Raw genomic sequence first — 16,661 nt, 5'->3', positions numbered from 1 at the left:
AGCAATTCCGCGATTCGAAGAAAAGCGGAAACGCTCGAGACGTGCTGCTTACTCGGCCGCGATCTTGGCCGAGTTGGAGCCGACATAGTTGCGGATCGTCGAGATGATCCGGTCCTGGTCGGCTGCGCTGAGGTAAGGATGCATCGGCAGGCACAGGATGGTGCCCGGCACGGCATCGGATACCGGCAGGCCGCCCGGCGTGCGCGGGTAGTGGCTGTAGGCCACCTGCACATGCAGCGGCTTCACATAATAGATGACCGACGGAATGCCCTCGGCCTGCAGGTGCTGCTTCAGGCCGTCGCGGTCGGCGGTCTCGATGGCGTATTGGGCCCAGGCCGAGCGGCCGCCCGAGGGCGCGCGCGAGGCTTTCACCACATCGCCGAGGCCGTCGGCATAACGCTGGGCGACGCGCGCACGCGCCTCCATTTCGTCTTCCAGGATCGCCAGCTTTTCGATCAGGATCGCTGCCTGCAGCGTGTCGAGGCGCGAGTTCAGGCCGACATGGATGTTGTCGTACTGGGTCTCGCCCTTGCCGTGGAAGGCAAAGGAACGCAGCTTGGCGGCGAAATCGTCGTCATTGGTGAACATCGCACCGCCGTCGCCATAGCAGCCGAGCGGCTTGGCCGGATAGAAGCTGGTGGCGGCGACATGGCCGTAGGCGCCGCACATCCTGCCGTCCTGCGAGCCGCCGATCGACTGGGCGGCGTCCTCGATGACCAGCAGGTTCTCGCGCTTGGCAATCGCATCGATGGCCGCGTAGTCGGCGGCGATGCCGAACAGGTCGACCGGGATGATCGCCTTGGGCTTCAGGCGGCCTTCGGCCTTGATCATGGCGATCGCGGCTTCGAGGCTCTCGATTGATATGTTGTAGGTGTCCGGCTCGATGTCGACGAAGACAGGCTCGGCCTTGGCAAGCGCCACCACTTCGGCGGTGGCCGCGAAGGTGAAGCTCGGCACGAACACCGCATCGCCGGGGCCGATGCCCGAGGCGAGCAGCGGCAAGAGCAGCGCGTCGGTGCCGTTGGCGCAGGCGACCACATGCTTGACGCCGACATATTTGGCGAGCTGGTTCTCGAATTCGGTGACTTCCGGACCGAGGATGTAGCGTCCTTCATCGACAACCTTGTCGATGGCCGCCTTCAGACGGTCGCGGATTCGTTCGCGCTGCGCGCCGAGATCGATGAACTGCATTATTGCCCCAAAACCCAATCGTTTCTTCGCGCCGCTGATAGCAGAGTTGGGGTGTCCGAAAAAGCCGAGCACCCTGCGGCATGCAGGGCGCGGCTGCAGTTCCTGTTACTTTCGGTTGCGGCGATTTCGCGCCGAAAATGGCGGAAAACAGGGATTTTCCCGCCAGGCGTGTTTAAGCCGGCTTGGCGATGCGAAACATAAAGTGATCGGCGAAACCGCCTGTAAACGCCCGATTCAGGCCAGTTCGCGCCGCCATGGCGGGTTTGCGCCTGCCCTGGATACGGTTACCGCCGCGGCCCGCGCGCCGAGCGAAAGTGCCGCTTCGATGGCTGATTCCGACAGGTCCGTAACAGCGTCCTTGGTCAGCATCTGCTGTTCGTGCAGCGAGGCGAGAACGCCGGCATTGAAGGTGTCGCCGGCGCCGACTGTGTCGACCACCGTTACCTGTTCCGGCGTCACCGCGACGGTATGGCGGGCGCTGTAGGCGGTTGCGCCCTTGCTGCCCTTGGTGATGATCACCAGCTTCGGACCCTTGCCCAGCCAGTTCGCCGCGATCTCGTCATGGCTGCCCGTCTCGCCGAACCAGGCGAGGTCCTCGTCCGAAAGCTTGACGATGTCGGCCATGGCAAGCATGCGGCGCATGCGTCCAAGATGCGCATGCTTGTCCTGGATGAAGCCGGGCCGGATATTGGGATCGAACATCATCACGCGGCGCTGGTGCTCGCGCTTCATCAGCGCCTCATAGGCGGAACCGCATGGCTCGGGAATGAGGCTGATCGCGCCGAACAGCATGGCGTCGATGTCGTCGCCAAGGCTGGGCAGGTCGGCCTCGGTCAGCATGCGGCCGGCGGTGTTTTCGTCATAGAAGGTGTAGGTGGCGTGGCCATTGTCGAGCCGGACGAAGGCCAGCGTCGTCGGCCGCCCCGACAGGTTGGCGTAACGCGAGCCGACATTGCTCGCGGCTAGCACGTCGCGGATCTGCTGGCCGAACAGGTCGGACGAAAGGCCGGAGAAGAATTCGGTCGGCACGCCGAGGCGCCCGAGCGCGATCGCCGAATTGAAGATCGCCCCGCCGGCATAAGGCGCAAAGGCAGGTTCGCCGTCGGGACTTTGCCGTGGCAGCATGTCGATGAGCGCTTCGCCGCAGCACAGGATCATGATTTGCCGGTTCCCTTGGGATAGATGACGCCCTTGCGGACGATGACATTGGCGTAGAGCCTTGGCTCGCTGGTGGCAATGATGGTGTGGGCTGCCTTGACCCTGTCGTAGAAGGCATCGCCGGCGAGCGGCACGACGGCGAAGCCGGGTGCGCGATGGGCACAGACCTCTGCGATTTCGCCATGCACGGGGTCGGACACATCAGGGTCGCCCTTGACCGAGGAGCGGAAGATTGCCTGCGGCACGAAATCGTCGACCGGCAGCACCTGCAGCACGGCGTCGAGCATGGGGATCAGATCGAGCCCGTCGGCGCGGATGAGGCGGCGGCCATGCTCGAGCGCGGGATAATTGCCGTCGACGATGGCGATCTCGTCGCCATGGCCCATGGCGCGCAAGGTGAAGAGCAGTTCGGGTCCGAGCAGGGCGGGAATGTTGATGAGCACGATCAGACCCCTCGCGACGGTGCGGTCGAGCCGATGAGGAAGCGCTCGGACAGCGGCAGGCTGGCGCCGCCCATGGCGCGCGCATGGATGCCGACGGTGCCTTCGCGGACGGAGGGGATACGCAAGCCCTCGACGTCGATCCTGCCGATCGCCGATTGCACTGCCTGCACCAGGCGGGCGCGGATCGACGCCGGCATCCAGCCGTCGATGACGGCACTTTCGAAATCGATGACCGAGGCCGACGCCACGATGGCATAGGCAAGCGCCTCCGAGGCAGTCGTAATCCAGTTGTCGAGGTCGGGGGCCATGTCGGGCCCGAGATCTTGCCATTCCTCGGGCGATGTCCAGAGGTAGGCCGCTTCGATACCCCTGGCGTTCAGTGCCTTTTCGAGCACGGCGATGGAGGCGACGTCGATGAGCTGGGTTGGCCTGCCGCCGGGGCCCGGTACCGGCATCGAGCCGAGCGCGCCGGCATTGCCCGTCGGCCCGCTGTAGAGCCTGCCGTTGAGCACCACGCCGCCGCCGGCAAAGGCGCCGATGTAGAAATAGACGAAGTCGCGCAGCGCGCCGATGTCGCCGAACACCAGTTCGGCGCCGCAGGCGGAGGTGGCATCGTTCTGGAGATAGACGGGGAAGGAAAACAGCGCCTGCAGGTCGGCGCGGATGTCGCGGTTGCGCCAGGCATCCATGATTTCTCGCGGAGCACCCGCCGTGTCGACCCAGCTCCAGAGCTCGAACGGCATGGCAACGCCGAGGCCGGCGATGCGCTTGTCCTGCTCGCGCGTCAGGCCGGCACGCATCCGGGCGATGCCTGATTTCACGAATTCAATGGTGTCCTGGGGCGTCGGGTAGCCATAGGAATTCTGCAGCATTGCCCGCGTTCTGCCGAGAAAATCGATCAGCACCAGTTCGGCGCTGCGGCGACCGATCTTGAGGCCGATGAAGAAGGCGCCTTCCGGGTTGAGCGCCATCGGAATGGAGGGCTGGCCGATCTTGCCGCGGATCGGTTCCTGGCGCAGCAGAAGCCCTTCGACCTCGAGTTCGCGCATGATGACGGAAACGGTCTGCGCCGACAGGCCGGTCATGCGCGCAATGTCGGACTTGGCCAGCGCGCCGCTCTGCCTGACCAGAGACAGCACCAGCCGCTCGTTCTGGTCGCGCATGCCGCTCTGATTGGTGCCGCGCAGCTGCGGCGCTTCCGCAGCATCGGGCGAACCGTGCTTCAAACTCCCGGCCTCCACCGGCTTCCTCCCGTCATTTCGCGGTTTTCTTCGAAAATCCGCACGCAGTCGTCTCTGACGATCCGCCCGCGGTTTTCCGTGAAAATCCGCAATGCTCTTTTGGGACAGAATGTGCGGTGACTGCAATCCTGTCAATAATAAATAAGAGTGATTTAATTATTGACAGACGATCCCGATTGGTGTTTCGTCAGTGCCGGATACTCGACTGGGAAGAGTGAACGAGTATCCGGAGCGCGGCCCGCTGATGGGCTCGCATGGTTTGGTTCTGGGAGGAGTGCCCTATGAAATTTTCAGTTCTGAAGACGACTGTCTTTGGTGCGGCCGTCGCCGCGCTCGCTGCCATCGCAGCCCCTGCATCGGCTGCCGATGTCGGTGCCTGCCTGATCACCAAGACCGACACCAACCCCTTCTTCGTCAAGATGAAGGAAGGTGCCACCGCCAAGGCGACTGAGCTCGGCGTGACGCTGAAGAGCTATGCCGGCAAGATCGACGGCGACTCGGAAAGCCAGGTCGCGGCGATCGAGACCTGCATCGCCGACGGCGCCAAGGGCATCCTGATCACCGCGTCCGACACCAAGGGCATCGTGCCGACGATCAAGAAGGCGCGCGACGCCGGCATCCTGGTCATTGCGCTCGACACCCCGCTTGAGCCGGCAGATGCTGCCGATGCCACCTTCGCCACCGACAATCTGCTTGCCGGCAAGCTGATCGGCCAGTGGGCTGCCGCCACGCTCGGCGACAAGGCCAAGGACGCCAAGGTTGCCTTCCTCGACCTGACCCCGTCGCAGCCGACCGTCGACGTGCTGCGCGACCAGGGCTTCATGATGGGCTTCGGCATCGACGTGAAGGACGCCAACAAGATCGGCGACGAGGATGACGCGCGCATCGTCGGCCACGACGTCACCAACGGCAATGAAGAAGGTGGCCGCAAGGCGATGGAGAACCTGCTCCAGAAGGATCCGGGCATCACCGTCGTCCACACCATCAACGAGCCTGCCGCTGCCGGCGCCTATGAAGCACTCAAGGCCGTGGGAATGGAGAAGAACGTGCTGATCGTCTCCGTCGACGGCGGCTGCCCGGGCGTCAAGAACGTCCAGGATGGCGTCATCGGTGCGACCTCGCAGCAGTATCCTCTGATGATGGCCGCTCTCGGCATCGAGGCGATCAAGAAGTTCGCCGACAGCGGCGAGAAGCCCAAGCCGACCGAAGGCAAGGACTTCTTCGACACCGGCGTTTCGCTGGTGACAGACAAGCCGGCCACCGGCGTGGAATCGATCGACGTGAAGACCGGCCTGGAAAAGTGCTGGGGTTGATCTGACCGCCTGACGGCGAGACACTTCCTTGCAGACGAAGGGCGACCCCTTGGTCGCCCTTCCTACAAGGGGGATATGAAATCCCTCATGGGAGGAAATCGACATGAGTGACGCTTCGGCAGGTGCCAGGCGGCCGCAGGAGTTCGAGAAGGTTCTCTCGGGCAGCGACACCTCAGTGGCCAGCTTCGATACGCATACAAGGTCGTCGATCGAGAAGATCCAGCATTTCCTGCATTCCAACCCGGCCGCAGTCCCGCTGATCGTGCTTGTCGCCTCGGTAGCACTTTTCGGCCTGATCATCGGCGGCAAGTTCTTCTCGGCCTTCTCGATGACGCTGATCCTGCAGCAGGTGGCGATCACCGGCATCATCGGCGCCGCCCAGACACTCGTCATCCTGACCGCCGGCATCGACCTGTCCGTCGGTGCCATCATGGTGCTGTCGTCGGTAGTGATGGGGCAATTCACCTTCCGCTACGGCCTGCCGCCGTCGCTGGCGATCCTGTGCGGCTTTGCCGTCGGCGCGCTCTGCGGCTGGCTGAATGGCGTGCTTGTCTCCTACATGAAGCTGCCGCCGTTCATCGTCACGCTCGGCACCTGGCAGATCGTGCTGGCAACGAACTTCCTTTATTCGGCCAATGAGACGATCCGGGCCCAGGATATCGAGACGCAGGCGCCGATCCTCCAGTTCTTCGGTGCCAATTTCCGCCTCGGCAATGCGGTCTTCACCTTTGGCGTCGTCGCCATGGTGCTCTTGGTGGCGGTGCTCTGGTACATCCTGAACCACACTGCCTGGGGGCGCCATGTCTATGCCATCGGCGACGATCCCGAGGCCGCCCAGCTTTCCGGCGTGCGCGTCAACAGGGTGCTGATTTCAGTCTATGTCATCTCCGGCCTGATCTGCGCCCTCGGCGGCTGGATGCTCATTGGTCGCATCGGCTCGGTTTCGCCGACGGCAGGTCAGTTCGCCAACATCGAATCCATCACCGCTGTGGTGATCGGTGGCATCTCGCTGTTCGGCGGTCGTGGCTCTATCCTCGGCATGCTGTTCGGTGCGCTGATCGTCGGCGTGTTCCAGCTCGGCCTGCGCCTGATCGGCACCGACCCGCAATGGACCTATCTGCTGATCGGCACCCTCATCATCATCGCGGTCGCAATCGACCAGTGGATCAGAAAGGTTGCAGGCTGATGGCTACCGAACCTCTTCTCACCGCACGCGGGCTGGTCAAGCGCTACGGCCGCGTCACCGCCCTCGATCAGGCCGACTTCGATCTTTATCCCGGCGAAATCCTTGCTGTCATCGGCGACAACGGCGCCGGCAAGTCGTCACTCATCAAGGCGATTTCGGGTGCCATCACCCCTGACGAAGGCGAGATCCGCCTCGAAGGCAAGGTGGTGAACTTCAAGGCGCCGATGGAGGCGCGCGACGCCGGCATCGAGACCGTCTACCAGAACCTGGCTCTGTCGCCGGCGCTGTCGATCGCCGACAACATGTTCCTCGGCCGCGAGATCCGCAAGCCGGGCATCATGGGCAACTGGTTCCGCATGCTCGACCGGGGCGCGATGGAAAAGCGGGCGCGCGAAAAGCTGACCGAACTTGGCCTGATGACCATCCAGAACATCAGCCAGGCCGTCGAAACGCTGTCCGGCGGCCAGCGCCAGGGCGTGGCGGTGGCACGCGCCGCCGCCTTCGGCTCCAAGGTGGTGATCATGGACGAGCCGACGGCCGCCCTTGGCGTCAAGGAAAGCCGCCGCGTGCTCGAACTGATCCTCGACGTGAAGCGGCGCGGCCTGCCGATCGTGCTGATCTCGCACAACATGCCGCATGTCTTCGAGGTCGCCGACCGCATCCATATTCACCGCCTCGGCCGCCGGCTGACGGTCATCGATCCGAAGGAATATTCGATGTCCGATGCGGTTGCCTTCATGACCGGCGCCAAGGCGCCGCCAGAAGCCGCAATCGCTGCCTGACCGGCCGGCCACATCCCAGGGTCTCCGCGTTGCGGAGATCCCCAGGGTCTCGGCATCGCAGGATCCCCGGGGTCTCGACTTCCGAGATCCCCCTGTCTCCGCGTCGCGAGATATTGACGCGGTCATTTAAATCGATTGAGATCGCATTCGGAATGGCTAACATGCGTGTGGGAGGACAGGTGTCGGCAAGGGAGGCAAAAGAATGGTGGCCGAACAACATGCGAGAGGCGAGATGACCCGCGCAGTGACCCCCAAAAACCCCCAGCCGCCGCTTGGCGATACCAGCCCCGAGGCATTGGCCGCCGAAATCCTGAGCGCGCTGAAGTACCGGCTCGGCAAGGACGCGACGGTTGCGACCGACTATGATTGGCTGACGGCCTCGATCAAGGTGGTGCGCGACCGCATCGTCGACGAGTGGATTTCCTCAACCAAGGAGGCCTATGACCAGAGCGCCAAGCGGGTCTATTACCTCTCGCTGGAGTTTTTGATCGGTCGCCTGATGCGCGACGCCTTCTCCAATCTCGGCCTGATGGATGCGATGCGCGAAGCGCTGGCCTCGCTCGGCGTCGAGTTCGACGTCATCGCCAGGCTCGAGCCCGATGCCGCACTCGGCAATGGCGGTCTCGGCCGGCTCGCCGCCTGTTTCATGGAAAGCATGGCGACCGTCGACATTCCGGCCCATGGCTACGGCATTCGTTACGCCAACGGCATGTTCCGCCAGGAAGTCCATGACGGCTGGCAGGTCGAACTGCCCGAGACCTGGCTGGAGCACGGCAATCCCTGGGAATTCGAGCGCCGCGAACGTGCCTTCGAGGTCGGCTTCGGCGGCTCGGTCGAGTCCGTCACCGCGCCTGACGGACGGCTCGAGCGCCACGTCTGGAAACCCACCGACCGCGTGCTCGCCGTTGCCTACGACACCCCGGTCGTGGGCTGGCGCGGCGCGCGCGTCAACACGCTCAGGCTGTGGTCGGGCATGCCGCTCGACCCGATCCTGCTCGACAGGTTCAATGCCGGCGACCACATCGGCGCGCTGGCCGAGAGCAACAAGGCCGACGCGCTGTCGCGCGTGCTCTATCCCGCCGACTCGCACAAGGAGGGCCAGGAGCTCAGGCTGCGGCAGGAGTATTTCTTCTCGACCGCCTCGCTGCAGGACATCCTGCAGCGCCACATCAGCAAATATGGCGACCTGCTGTCCCTGCCGGACAAGGCGGCGATCCATCTCAACGACACCCATCCCGCTGTCGCCGTACCCGAATTGATGCGCCTGCTGATGGACGTCCATGGCATGGATTTCGACACCTCCTGGGACATCACCAAACGGACCTTTGCATACACCAACCACACACTTTTGCCCGAAGCGCTCGAAAGCTGGCCGGTGCCGCTGTTCGAGCGGCTTTTGCCGCGCCACATGCAGATCGTCTATGCCATCAATGCCGAAGTGCTGCTCGAAGCGCGGGCGACAGGCCGCTTCAGCGGCGAGCAGATCAGCCGCATTTCGCTGATCCAGGAGAATGGCGAGCGCCGCGTCCGCATGGGCAACCTGGCCTTTGCCGGCTCGCACAGCGTCAATGGCGTGTCGGCGCTGCACACCGAGCTGATGAAGGAAACGGTGTTCGCCGACCTGCACAGCCTCTATCCCGACCGCATCAACAACAAGACCAACGGCATCACGCCGCGGCGCTGGCTGATCCAGTGCAATCCCGGCTTGACCGGCCTGGCGCGCGAAGCCATCGGCGACCGCTTCCTCGACGACATCGAGGCGATCCGCGAGCTCGACGGCTTTGCCGGAGATGCCGCGTTCCGCGACAAGTTCGCCGCCGTCAAGCGCGCCAACAAGGTGCGGCTGTCGAACCTCGTCGCCGAGCGGCTGGGCATCCGGGTCGATCCGTCGGCGCTGTTCGACATCCAGATCAAGCGCATCCACGAATACAAGCGCCAGCTGCTCAACATCATCGAGGCGGTGGCGCTCTACGACCAGATCCGCTCGCATCCCGAGCGCGAATGGATGCCGCGGGTGAAGTTCTTCGGCGGCAAGGCCGCTCCCAGCTACCACAACGCCAAGCTGATCATCAAACTGGCCAATGACGTCGCCAGGGTGATCAACAGCGATCCGTCGGTGCGCGGGCTGCTCAAGGTCGTCTTCGTTCCGAACTACAATGTCAGCGCGGCCGAGATCCTGATGCCGGCGGCCGACCTGTCGGAACAGATCTCGACGGCGGGCATGGAAGCGTCCGGCACCGGCAACATGAAGTTCGCCCTGAACGGCGCCTTGACCATCGGCACGCTCGACGGCGCCAATGTCGAGATCAAGGAGCATGTCGGCGACGACAACATCTTCATCTTCGGCCTGACCACCGAGGAGGTCGCCCAGCGCCGCAGCAGCGGTTACCAGCCGCAGGCGGTGATCGACGGTTCGCCCGAGCTCAAGCAGGCGGTGGCGGCGATTTCGTCAGGCGTGTTCTCGCCAGACGATCCCGCCCGTTACCGCGAGCTGATGGACGGGCTCTACCAGCACGACTGGTTCATGGTCGCTGCCGATTTCGATTCCTATGCCGCTGCCCAGCGCCAGGTCGACACTGTCTGGCGCGACAGCCCGGACTGGTACGCGCGCGCCATTCGCAACGTCGCGCGTGTCGGCTGGTTCTCGTCCGACCGGACAATCCGTCAATATGCCAAAGAAATCTGGAACGTACCGGCCTGATGTGATTGCATGAACTGACCTCGCCGAAGAAACCCTGGGAGGGGACACCAAGACATGCTGAAGCCCGGCGCGGCCGCCGAAACGAAACCGGAGCTCGACAGAGCCACGGACGGCGATATCGAGGCGATCGTGAACGGCACCCATGGCGACCCGTTCGCGGTGCTCGGGCTCCAGCAGTCGGGCAAGGGGTTTCTCGCCCGCTGCTTCGTGCCGCATGCCGAAACCGTCACCGCCCATACGCTTGAAGGCAAGGCGTGCGGCGATCTTGCCCGCCGCAACGATGCCGGTTTCTTCGAAGGCAAGCTGTCGATCCGCAAGCGCCAGCCGCTGCGTTATCTGGCAAAAAATGCCGGCGGCGACTGGTGGGTGACCGATGCCTACAGCTTCGGCCCGGTGCTCGGGCCGATGGACGACTACTTCATCTCTGAAGGCTCGCATCTCCGCCTGTTCGACAAGCTCGGCGCGCATCTGATTACGCATGAAGGCGCTGACGGCGTGCATTTCGCCGTCTGGGCGCCCAACGCGCACCGGGTTTCGGTGGTCGGCGACTTCAACGACTGGGACGGCCGCAGGCATCCGATGCGCCTGCGCCAGGACACCGGCATCTGGGAGATCTTCGTGCCCGACATCGGTCCGGGCCGGCCCTACAAGTTCGAGCTGATCGGGTCCCGCGGCGTCAGGCTGCCGCTCAAGGCCGATCCGTTCGCCATCCGCTCGGAACTGCGCCCGGCAACCGCCTCTGTGACCGACACGCCGCCGGCGCATGAATGGGGCGATGCCGAGCATCGCGCCCACTGGAAGTCGGCCGACCACAGGCGCGAGCCGATCAGCATCTATGAGGTCCATGCCGGCTCGTGGCAGCGCCGCGACGACGGCGGCTTCCTGTCGTGGGACGAGATGGCCGACCGGCTGATCCCCTATGCCGTCGAGACCGGCTTCACCCATATTGAGTTCCTGCCGATCTCGGAACATCCCTATGATCCGTCCTGGGGCTACCAGACGACGGGGCTTTATGCGCCGTCCGCCCGCTTCGGTGAACCCGAGGGCTTTGCCCGCTTCGTCGACGGCGCCCATCGTGCCGGCATCGGCGTCATCCTCGACTGGGTGCCGGCACATTTCCCCGTCGACGAACACGGACTGGCGCATTTCGATGGCACAGCACTCTACGAGCATGCCGACCCCCGCCAGGGCTTCCATCCCGACTGGAACACCGCGATCTACAATTTCGGCCGGCGCGAAGTGGTGTCGTTCCTGGTCAACAATGCCCTGTTCTGGGCCGAGAAATACCATGTCGACGGGCTGCGCGTGGATGCGGTGGCCTCGATGCTCTATCTCGACTACTCGCGCAAGGAAGGCGAGTGGATCCCCAACGAGTTCGGCGGCCGCGAGAACCTGGAATCGGTGCGTTTCCTGCAGAAGATGAATGCGGCTGTCTATGGCGCCCATCCCGGCGTGATGACCATCGCCGAGGAATCGACATCCTGGCCCAAGGTGTCGCAGCCCGTGCATGAAGGCGGGCTCGGCTTCGGCTTCAAATGGAACATGGGCTTCATGCACGACACGCTGGAGTACCTCGCCAAGGAGCCGGTGCATCGCAAGCATCATCACAACGAAATCACCTTCGGGCTGCTCTACGCCTTCAGCGAAAATTTCGTCCTGCCGCTGTCGCATGACGAGGTCGTGCATGGCAAAGGCACGCTGCTCAACAAGATGGCCGGCGACGACTGGCAGAAATTCGCGACTTTGCGCGCCTATTACGCCTTCATGTGGGGTTATCCCGGCAAGAAGCTCCTGTTCATGGGCCAGGAGTTTGCCCAGCGCGCCGAGTGGAGCGAGGCAAGGGCGCTCGACTGGAACCTGCTCGACTTCACCCCGCATCGCGGTGTCTGGCAGCTGGTGCGCGATCTCAACCACCTCTACCGCGCGCGCCCGGCGCTGCATGCCCGCGACTGCGAGCCCGAAGGCTTCGAGTGGCTGATCGTCGACGATGCCGCGAATTCCGTCTTCGCCTGGCTGCGCAAGGCGCCCGGCGCGGCACCCATCGCCGTCATCTCGAGCTTCACGCCGGTTCTGCGCGACGGCTATCGTGTGCCGCTGCCAAAGGCAGGCACATGGCGGGAAATCTTCAACTCCGACGCGCTGGACTATGGCGGGTCGGGCAAAGGCAACGGCGGCATGGTCACCGCGCAATCGACGGATGGAGGAGGGGCGGCGGCCACGCTGGTCCTGCCGCCGCTGGCGACGATCATGCTCGAATTTGTGGCGGACTGAGCAGGGAGGATGGCATGGAACTGAAGAGAAACCAGCCGCTGGCGCGCGATGCCATGGCCTATGTGCTTGCCGGCGGGCGCGGCAGCCGGCTCAAGGAACTGACCGACCGGCGCGCCAAGCCCGCGGTCTATTTCGGCGGCAAGACCCGCATCATCGATTTTGCGCTGTCCAATGCCTTGAACTCCGGCATCCGCCGCCTTGGCGTCGCCACCCAGTACAAGGCGCATTCGCTGATCCGCCACCTGCAGCGCGGCTGGAACTTCCTCAGGCCGGAGCGCAACGAGAGCTTCGACATCCTGCCGGCGAGCCAGCGCGTCTCGGAGACGCAATGGTATGAAGGCACCGCCGATGCGGTCTACCAGAACATCGACATTATCGAGGCTTACGGCCCCGAATACATGGTCATCCTCGCCGGCGACCACATCTACAAGATGGATTACGAGCTGATGCTGCGCCAGCACGTCGATGCCGGCGCCGACGTCACCGTCGGCTGCCTCGAAGTGCCGCGCATGGAAGCCACGGGCTTCGGCGTGATGCATGTCGACAAGAAGGACAACATCATTTCCTTCATCGAAAAGCCGGCCGATCCGCCCGGCATTCCCGACAAGCCGGACTTTGCGCTGGCCTCGATGGGCATCTATGTCTTCAAGACCAAGTTCCTGATGGAGCAGTTGCGCCGCGACGCCAACGAGCCGGAATCGAGCCGCGACTTCGGCAAGGACATCATTCCCTACATCGTCCAGCACGGCAAAGCCGTGGCGCATCGTTTCGCCAAGTCCTGCGTGCGCTCGAGCATGGAAGGCGAGGCCTACTGGCGTGACGTCGGGACCGTCGACGCCTATTGGGAAGCCAACATAGATTTGACCGACATCACGCCCGAACTCGACCTCTATGATCGCGACTGGCCGATCTGGACCTATTCGGAACTGACCCCGCCAGCCAAATTCGTCCATGACGAGGACGGCCGACGCGGGTCCGCCATTTCGTCTTTGGTCTCGGGCGACTGCATCGTCTCGGGCGCCTCGCTCAAGCGCAGCCTGATCTTCACCGGCGCGCGCATCAATTCCTATTCGACGCTCGAGGATGTGGTGATGCTGCCGGCCTGCTATGTCGGCCGCAATGCCCGCCTTAAACGGGTTGTCATCGACCATGGTGTACAGATACCCGAGGGACTTGTCGTCGGTGAGGACCCGGTGCTCGACGCCAAGCGTTTCCGCGTCTCGGAGAAAGGCATCTGCCTGATCACCCAGGACATGATCAACAGGCTGGAGACGTAATTGGTGCAGGTGCTTTCGGTCACGCCCGAGATCTTCCCGCTGATCAAGACCGGCGGGCTGGCCGACGTCACCGGCGCGTTGCCGGGGGCACTCGCCGGGCTTGGCGTCGCCACACGCAGCCTGGTGCCCGGCTATCCCGTGGTGATGAATGCGCTGAAGAAGAAAAAAGCGGTTCATCACTACGCGGCCCTGCAAGGCGGCAAGGCAGCACTCCATTCAGCCGAAATCGCCGGCCTCGACATGCTGGTGCTCGACGCGCCGCATCTGTTCGACCGCCCCGGCGGTCCTTATGGCGACGCAACCGGTGCCGACTGGCAGGACAATTGGCGGCGCTTTGCGGCACTTGGCCGTGTCGGCGCCGACATCGCCGCCGGTGCTGTCAAGGACTACAGGCCCGACATCGTCCATGCCCATGACTGGCAGTCGGCGATGACGCTGGCCTATATGCGCTACGGCGAGGCGGCCAAGGTGCCGTCTGTCATGACGGTGCACAACCTCGCTTTCCAGGGCCAGTTCGGCGTCGGCATCTTTGCCGGGCTCGGCCTGCCGCAACAGGCGATGGCGCTCGACGGCGTCGAATATTATGGCGGCGTCGGCTTCCTCAAGGCCGGCCTGCAGGCGGCATGGGCGATCACCACCGTCAGCCCGACCTATGCCCAGGAAATCCGCACCCCGGCCTTCGGCATGGGCCTCGACGGGCTGATCAATCTGCGCTCGCCCGACCTGCACGGCATCGTCAACGGCATCGACGACGACATCTGGAACCCGGAGACCGACAGCCATCTTGCGGCTGCCTACACGGCAAAGACGCTGAAGGCGCGCAAGGCCAACAAGCGGGCGATCGAGGAGCGCATGACGCTCGATCGCGACGACGGTCCGATCTATTGCGTCGTCAGCCGCCTGACCTGGCAGAAGGGCATCGACATTCTTTCGACCATCATCGATCCGGTGATCGCCTCCGGCGCGCGGCTGGCGATACTGGGTTCGGGCGATGCCGGGCTGGAAGGCGCGCTTCTTGCTGCCGCCGCACGCCATCGCGGCCGTGTCGGCGTCGTCATCGGTTATGACGAGGGCCTGTCGCATCTGCTGCAGGGCGGCGCCGACGGCATCCTGATCCCGTCGCGCTTCGAGCCGTGCGGCCTGACCCAGCTTTACGGCCTGCGTTATGGCTGCGTGCCGATCGTCGCGCGCACCGGCGGCCTGGCCGATACCGTCATCGACGCCAATGAGGCGGCGGTGGCGGCCGGCGTCGCCACCGGTTTCCAGTTCGCGCCCGAAGACGCCGGCGCCTTCCACCACGCCATTTCGAGGGCCAATGCGCTGCATGCCGAACCGGCGACTTGGGCGGCAATCCAGAAGCAGGGCATGAAGTCGGATGTATCCTGGGACCGCAGCGCCCAGAAATATGCCGCACTTTACCGCATGCTTCTCTCAAAAAGGGATGCCTGAATGATTCGTACCGTCGCCACCACGCCCTACACCGACCAGAAACCCGGCACGTCGGGCCTGCGCAAGAAGGTGCCGGTCTTCCAGCAGCCGAACTATGCCGAGAACTTCATCCAGTCGGTGTTCGATTCGCTCGAAGGCTTTGCCGGCAAGACGCTGGTCGTCGGCGGCGACGGCCGCTTCTACAATCGGGAGGTGATCCAGAAGGTCATCGCCATGGCGGTGGCCAATGGCTTCGGCCGCGTCGTGGTCGGGCAGGGCGGCATCCTGTCGACGCCGGCGGCCTCCAACCTGATCCGCAAGCGCAAGGCCTTCGGCGGGCTGATCCTGTCGGCCAGCCACAATCCTGGCGGCCCGCACGAGGATTTCGGCATCAAGTACAATGCCGAAAACGGCGGTCCGGCGCCGGAGAAGATGACCGATGCGATCTACGCCCGCAGCAAGGTCATATCAGCCTACAAAATCGCCGATATCGGCGCCGTCGATCTCGACAAGACAGGCACCTTCGAAGTCGGCGGCATGAAGGTCGAGGTCGTCGACCCCGTCGCCGACTATGCCGAGCTGATGGAGACCTTGTTCGATTTCGACGCCTTGCGTGCGCTGTTCAAGTCGGGCTTCCGCATGCGCTTCGACGCCATGCATGCGGTGACGGGGCCTTACGCCAAGGAGATCCTCGAGCGCCGCCTCGGCGCTGCCGAGGGCACTGCCCGCAACTTCGTGCCGCTGGAGGATTTCGGCGGCCACCATCCCGACCCGAACCTGGTGCACGCCAAGCATCTCTATGACGAGATGATGGGGCCCGATGCGCCCGACTTCGGCGCCGCCTCCGACGGCGACGGCGACCGCAACCTGATCATCGGCCGCGGCATCTTCATCACGCCGTCGGACTCGCTGGCGATGCTGGCGGCCAATGCGCATCTCGCGCCCGGCTACAATGCCGGCCTCAAGGGCATCGCCCGCTCGATGCCGACCAGCGGTGCCGCCGACCGGGTTGCCGAGAAGCTCGGCATCGGCATGTACGAGACGCCGACCGGCTGGAAGTTCTTCGGCAATCTGCTCGACGCCGGCATGGCGACGATCTGCGGCGAGGAGAGTGCCGGGACCGGTTCCGACCATGTCCGCGAGAAGGACGGGCTGTGGGCGGTGCTTTTGTGGCTCAACATTCTCGCCGTGCGCGGCGAGAGCGCCAAGGACATCGTCGCCAAGCATTGGGCGACCTATGGCCAGAACTATTATTCGCGCCATGACTATGAAGAGGTCGAGACCGACAAGGCCAATGCGCTGGTCGACGAACTGCGCGGCAAGCTGGCGTCGCTGCCGGGAACCAGCGTTCAGGGCATGAAGATCGCCAGTGCCGACGACTTTGCCTACAACGACCCTGTCGACGGCTCGGTGAGCAAGAACCAGGGCATCCGCGTACTGTTCGAAGGCGGCTCGCGTGTCGTCTTCCGCCTGTCCGGCACCGGCACCTCGGGCGCCACCTTGCGCGTCTATATCGAGCGCTACGAACCCGATCCGGCGCGGCACGGGCAGGACACGCAGGCCGCACTTGCCGACCTGATCAAGGCCGCCGACGACATCGCCGGCATCAGGAGCCACACCGGCCGCGACAAGCCGAGCGTGATTACGTGAGATGGGTGACGCCGCCTGAT

The 16,661-nt window shown here is 64.1% G+C and carries 12 protein-coding genes; 8 read left to right on the top strand and 4 right to left on the bottom strand.

Annotated features, from left to right (window positions below):
- Positions 1-48: 48 nt before the first annotated feature.
- The 4 genes from SLT36_RS22765 to SLT36_RS22750 form a co-directional block, all read right to left on the bottom strand.
- Complete coding sequence (locus SLT36_RS22765; protein ID WP_432284553.1) at positions 49-1,191, bottom strand: DegT/DnrJ/EryC1/StrS family aminotransferase; 1,143 nt, start codon at positions 1,189-1,191, stop codon at positions 49-51.
- Between the two features lie 234 nt (positions 1,192-1,425).
- Complete coding sequence (locus tag SLT36_RS22760) at positions 1,426-2,349, bottom strand: carbohydrate kinase family protein (protein WP_432284552.1); 924 nt, start codon at positions 2,347-2,349, stop codon at positions 1,426-1,428.
- Positions 2,346-2,792 (bottom strand): RbsD/FucU family protein, encoded by a 447-nt coding sequence (locus SLT36_RS22755; RefSeq protein ID WP_432284551.1) that lies wholly within the window; start codon positions 2,790-2,792, stop codon positions 2,346-2,348. The genes SLT36_RS22760 and SLT36_RS22755 overlap by 4 nt, the downstream gene beginning before the upstream one ends.
- 2 nt (positions 2,793-2,794) lie before the next feature.
- Positions 2,795-3,955, bottom strand: coding sequence for an ROK family protein (locus SLT36_RS22750; RefSeq protein WP_432288439.1), 1,161 nt, complete (start codon positions 3,953-3,955; stop codon positions 2,795-2,797).
- A gap of 359 nt (positions 3,956-4,314) precedes the next feature.
- On the opposite strand from SLT36_RS22750, the gene SLT36_RS22745 reads away from it, so the two are divergent.
- The 8 genes from SLT36_RS22745 to SLT36_RS22710 all read left to right on the top strand — a co-directional run bounded on the left by SLT36_RS22745 (position 4,315) and on the right by SLT36_RS22710 (position 16,641).
- Complete coding sequence (locus SLT36_RS22745) at positions 4,315-5,346, top strand: sugar ABC transporter substrate-binding protein (protein WP_432284550.1); 1,032 nt, start codon at positions 4,315-4,317, stop codon at positions 5,344-5,346.
- Between the two features lie 103 nt (positions 5,347-5,449).
- Positions 5,450-6,532 carry an ABC transporter permease gene (locus SLT36_RS22740; RefSeq protein WP_432284549.1) on the top strand — a complete coding sequence of 361 codons (1,083 nt, stop codon included), beginning with the start codon at positions 5,450-5,452 and terminating at the stop codon, positions 6,530-6,532.
- Positions 6,532-7,314, top strand: a complete 783-nt coding sequence (locus tag SLT36_RS22735) for an ATP-binding cassette domain-containing protein (RefSeq protein ID WP_192317963.1) — start codon at positions 6,532-6,534, stop codon at positions 7,312-7,314. The genes SLT36_RS22740 and SLT36_RS22735 overlap by 1 nt, the downstream gene beginning before the upstream one ends.
- Before the next feature lie 232 nt (positions 7,315-7,546).
- Positions 7,547-10,015 (top strand): glycogen/starch/alpha-glucan phosphorylase, encoded by a 2,469-nt coding sequence (locus SLT36_RS22730; RefSeq protein WP_432284548.1) that lies wholly within the window; start codon positions 7,547-7,549, stop codon positions 10,013-10,015.
- Positions 10,016-10,069: 54 nt separating this feature from the next.
- Positions 10,070-12,286: a 1,4-alpha-glucan branching protein GlgB gene (gene glgB, locus SLT36_RS22725; RefSeq protein ID WP_432284547.1), complete on the top strand. Its 2,217-nt coding sequence runs from the start codon at positions 10,070-10,072 to the stop codon at positions 12,284-12,286.
- Between the two features lie 14 nt (positions 12,287-12,300).
- Entirely contained in the window at positions 12,301-13,563 is a 1,263-nt protein-coding gene (gene glgC / locus SLT36_RS22720) for a glucose-1-phosphate adenylyltransferase (RefSeq protein WP_432284546.1), read from the top strand.
- Between the two features lie 3 nt (positions 13,564-13,566).
- Complete coding sequence (gene glgA, locus SLT36_RS22715; protein ID WP_432288438.1) at positions 13,567-15,012, top strand: glycogen synthase GlgA; 1,446 nt, start codon at positions 13,567-13,569, stop codon at positions 15,010-15,012.
- Positions 15,013-16,641 carry an alpha-D-glucose phosphate-specific phosphoglucomutase gene (locus tag SLT36_RS22710; RefSeq protein WP_432284545.1) on the top strand — a complete coding sequence of 543 codons (1,629 nt, stop codon included), beginning with the start codon at positions 15,013-15,015 and terminating at the stop codon, positions 16,639-16,641.
- Positions 16,642-16,661 lie beyond the last annotated feature (20 nt).

The organism is Aminobacter sp. BA135, assembly GCF_050859125.1.
Classification (GTDB): domain Bacteria; phylum Pseudomonadota; class Alphaproteobacteria; order Rhizobiales; family Rhizobiaceae; genus Aminobacter; species Aminobacter ciceronei.
This window is presented reverse-complemented; position numbering and strand designations above follow the sequence as displayed.

What these genes read in the sequence shown, in the direction of transcription:
- SLT36_RS22765 (WP_432284553.1), bottom strand. Translation starts at nt 1,191, where the DNA reads ATGCAGTTCATCGATCTCGGCGCGCAGCGCGAACGAATCCGCGACCGT.
- SLT36_RS22760 (WP_432284552.1), bottom strand. Translation starts at nt 2,349, where the DNA reads ATGATCCTGTGCTGCGGCGAAGCGCTCATCGACATGCTGCCACGGCAA.
- SLT36_RS22750 (WP_432288439.1), bottom strand. Translation starts at nt 3,955, where the DNA reads ATGCGCGACCAGAACGAGCGGCTGGTGCTGTCTCTGGTCAGGCAGAGC.
- SLT36_RS22745 (WP_432284550.1), top strand. Translation starts at nt 4,315, where the DNA reads ATGAAATTTTCAGTTCTGAAGACGACTGTCTTTGGTGCGGCCGTCGCC.
- SLT36_RS22740 (WP_432284549.1), top strand. Translation starts at nt 5,450, where the DNA reads ATGAGTGACGCTTCGGCAGGTGCCAGGCGGCCGCAGGAGTTCGAGAAG.
- SLT36_RS22735 (WP_192317963.1), top strand. Translation starts at nt 6,532, where the DNA reads ATGGCTACCGAACCTCTTCTCACCGCACGCGGGCTGGTCAAGCGCTAC.
- SLT36_RS22730 (WP_432284548.1), top strand. Translation starts at nt 7,547, where the DNA reads ATGACCCGCGCAGTGACCCCCAAAAACCCCCAGCCGCCGCTTGGCGAT.
- glgB (WP_432284547.1), top strand. Translation starts at nt 10,070, where the DNA reads ATGCTGAAGCCCGGCGCGGCCGCCGAAACGAAACCGGAGCTCGACAGA.
- glgC (WP_432284546.1), top strand. Translation starts at nt 12,301, where the DNA reads ATGGAACTGAAGAGAAACCAGCCGCTGGCGCGCGATGCCATGGCCTAT.
- SLT36_RS22710 (WP_432284545.1), top strand. Translation starts at nt 15,013, where the DNA reads ATGATTCGTACCGTCGCCACCACGCCCTACACCGACCAGAAACCCGGC.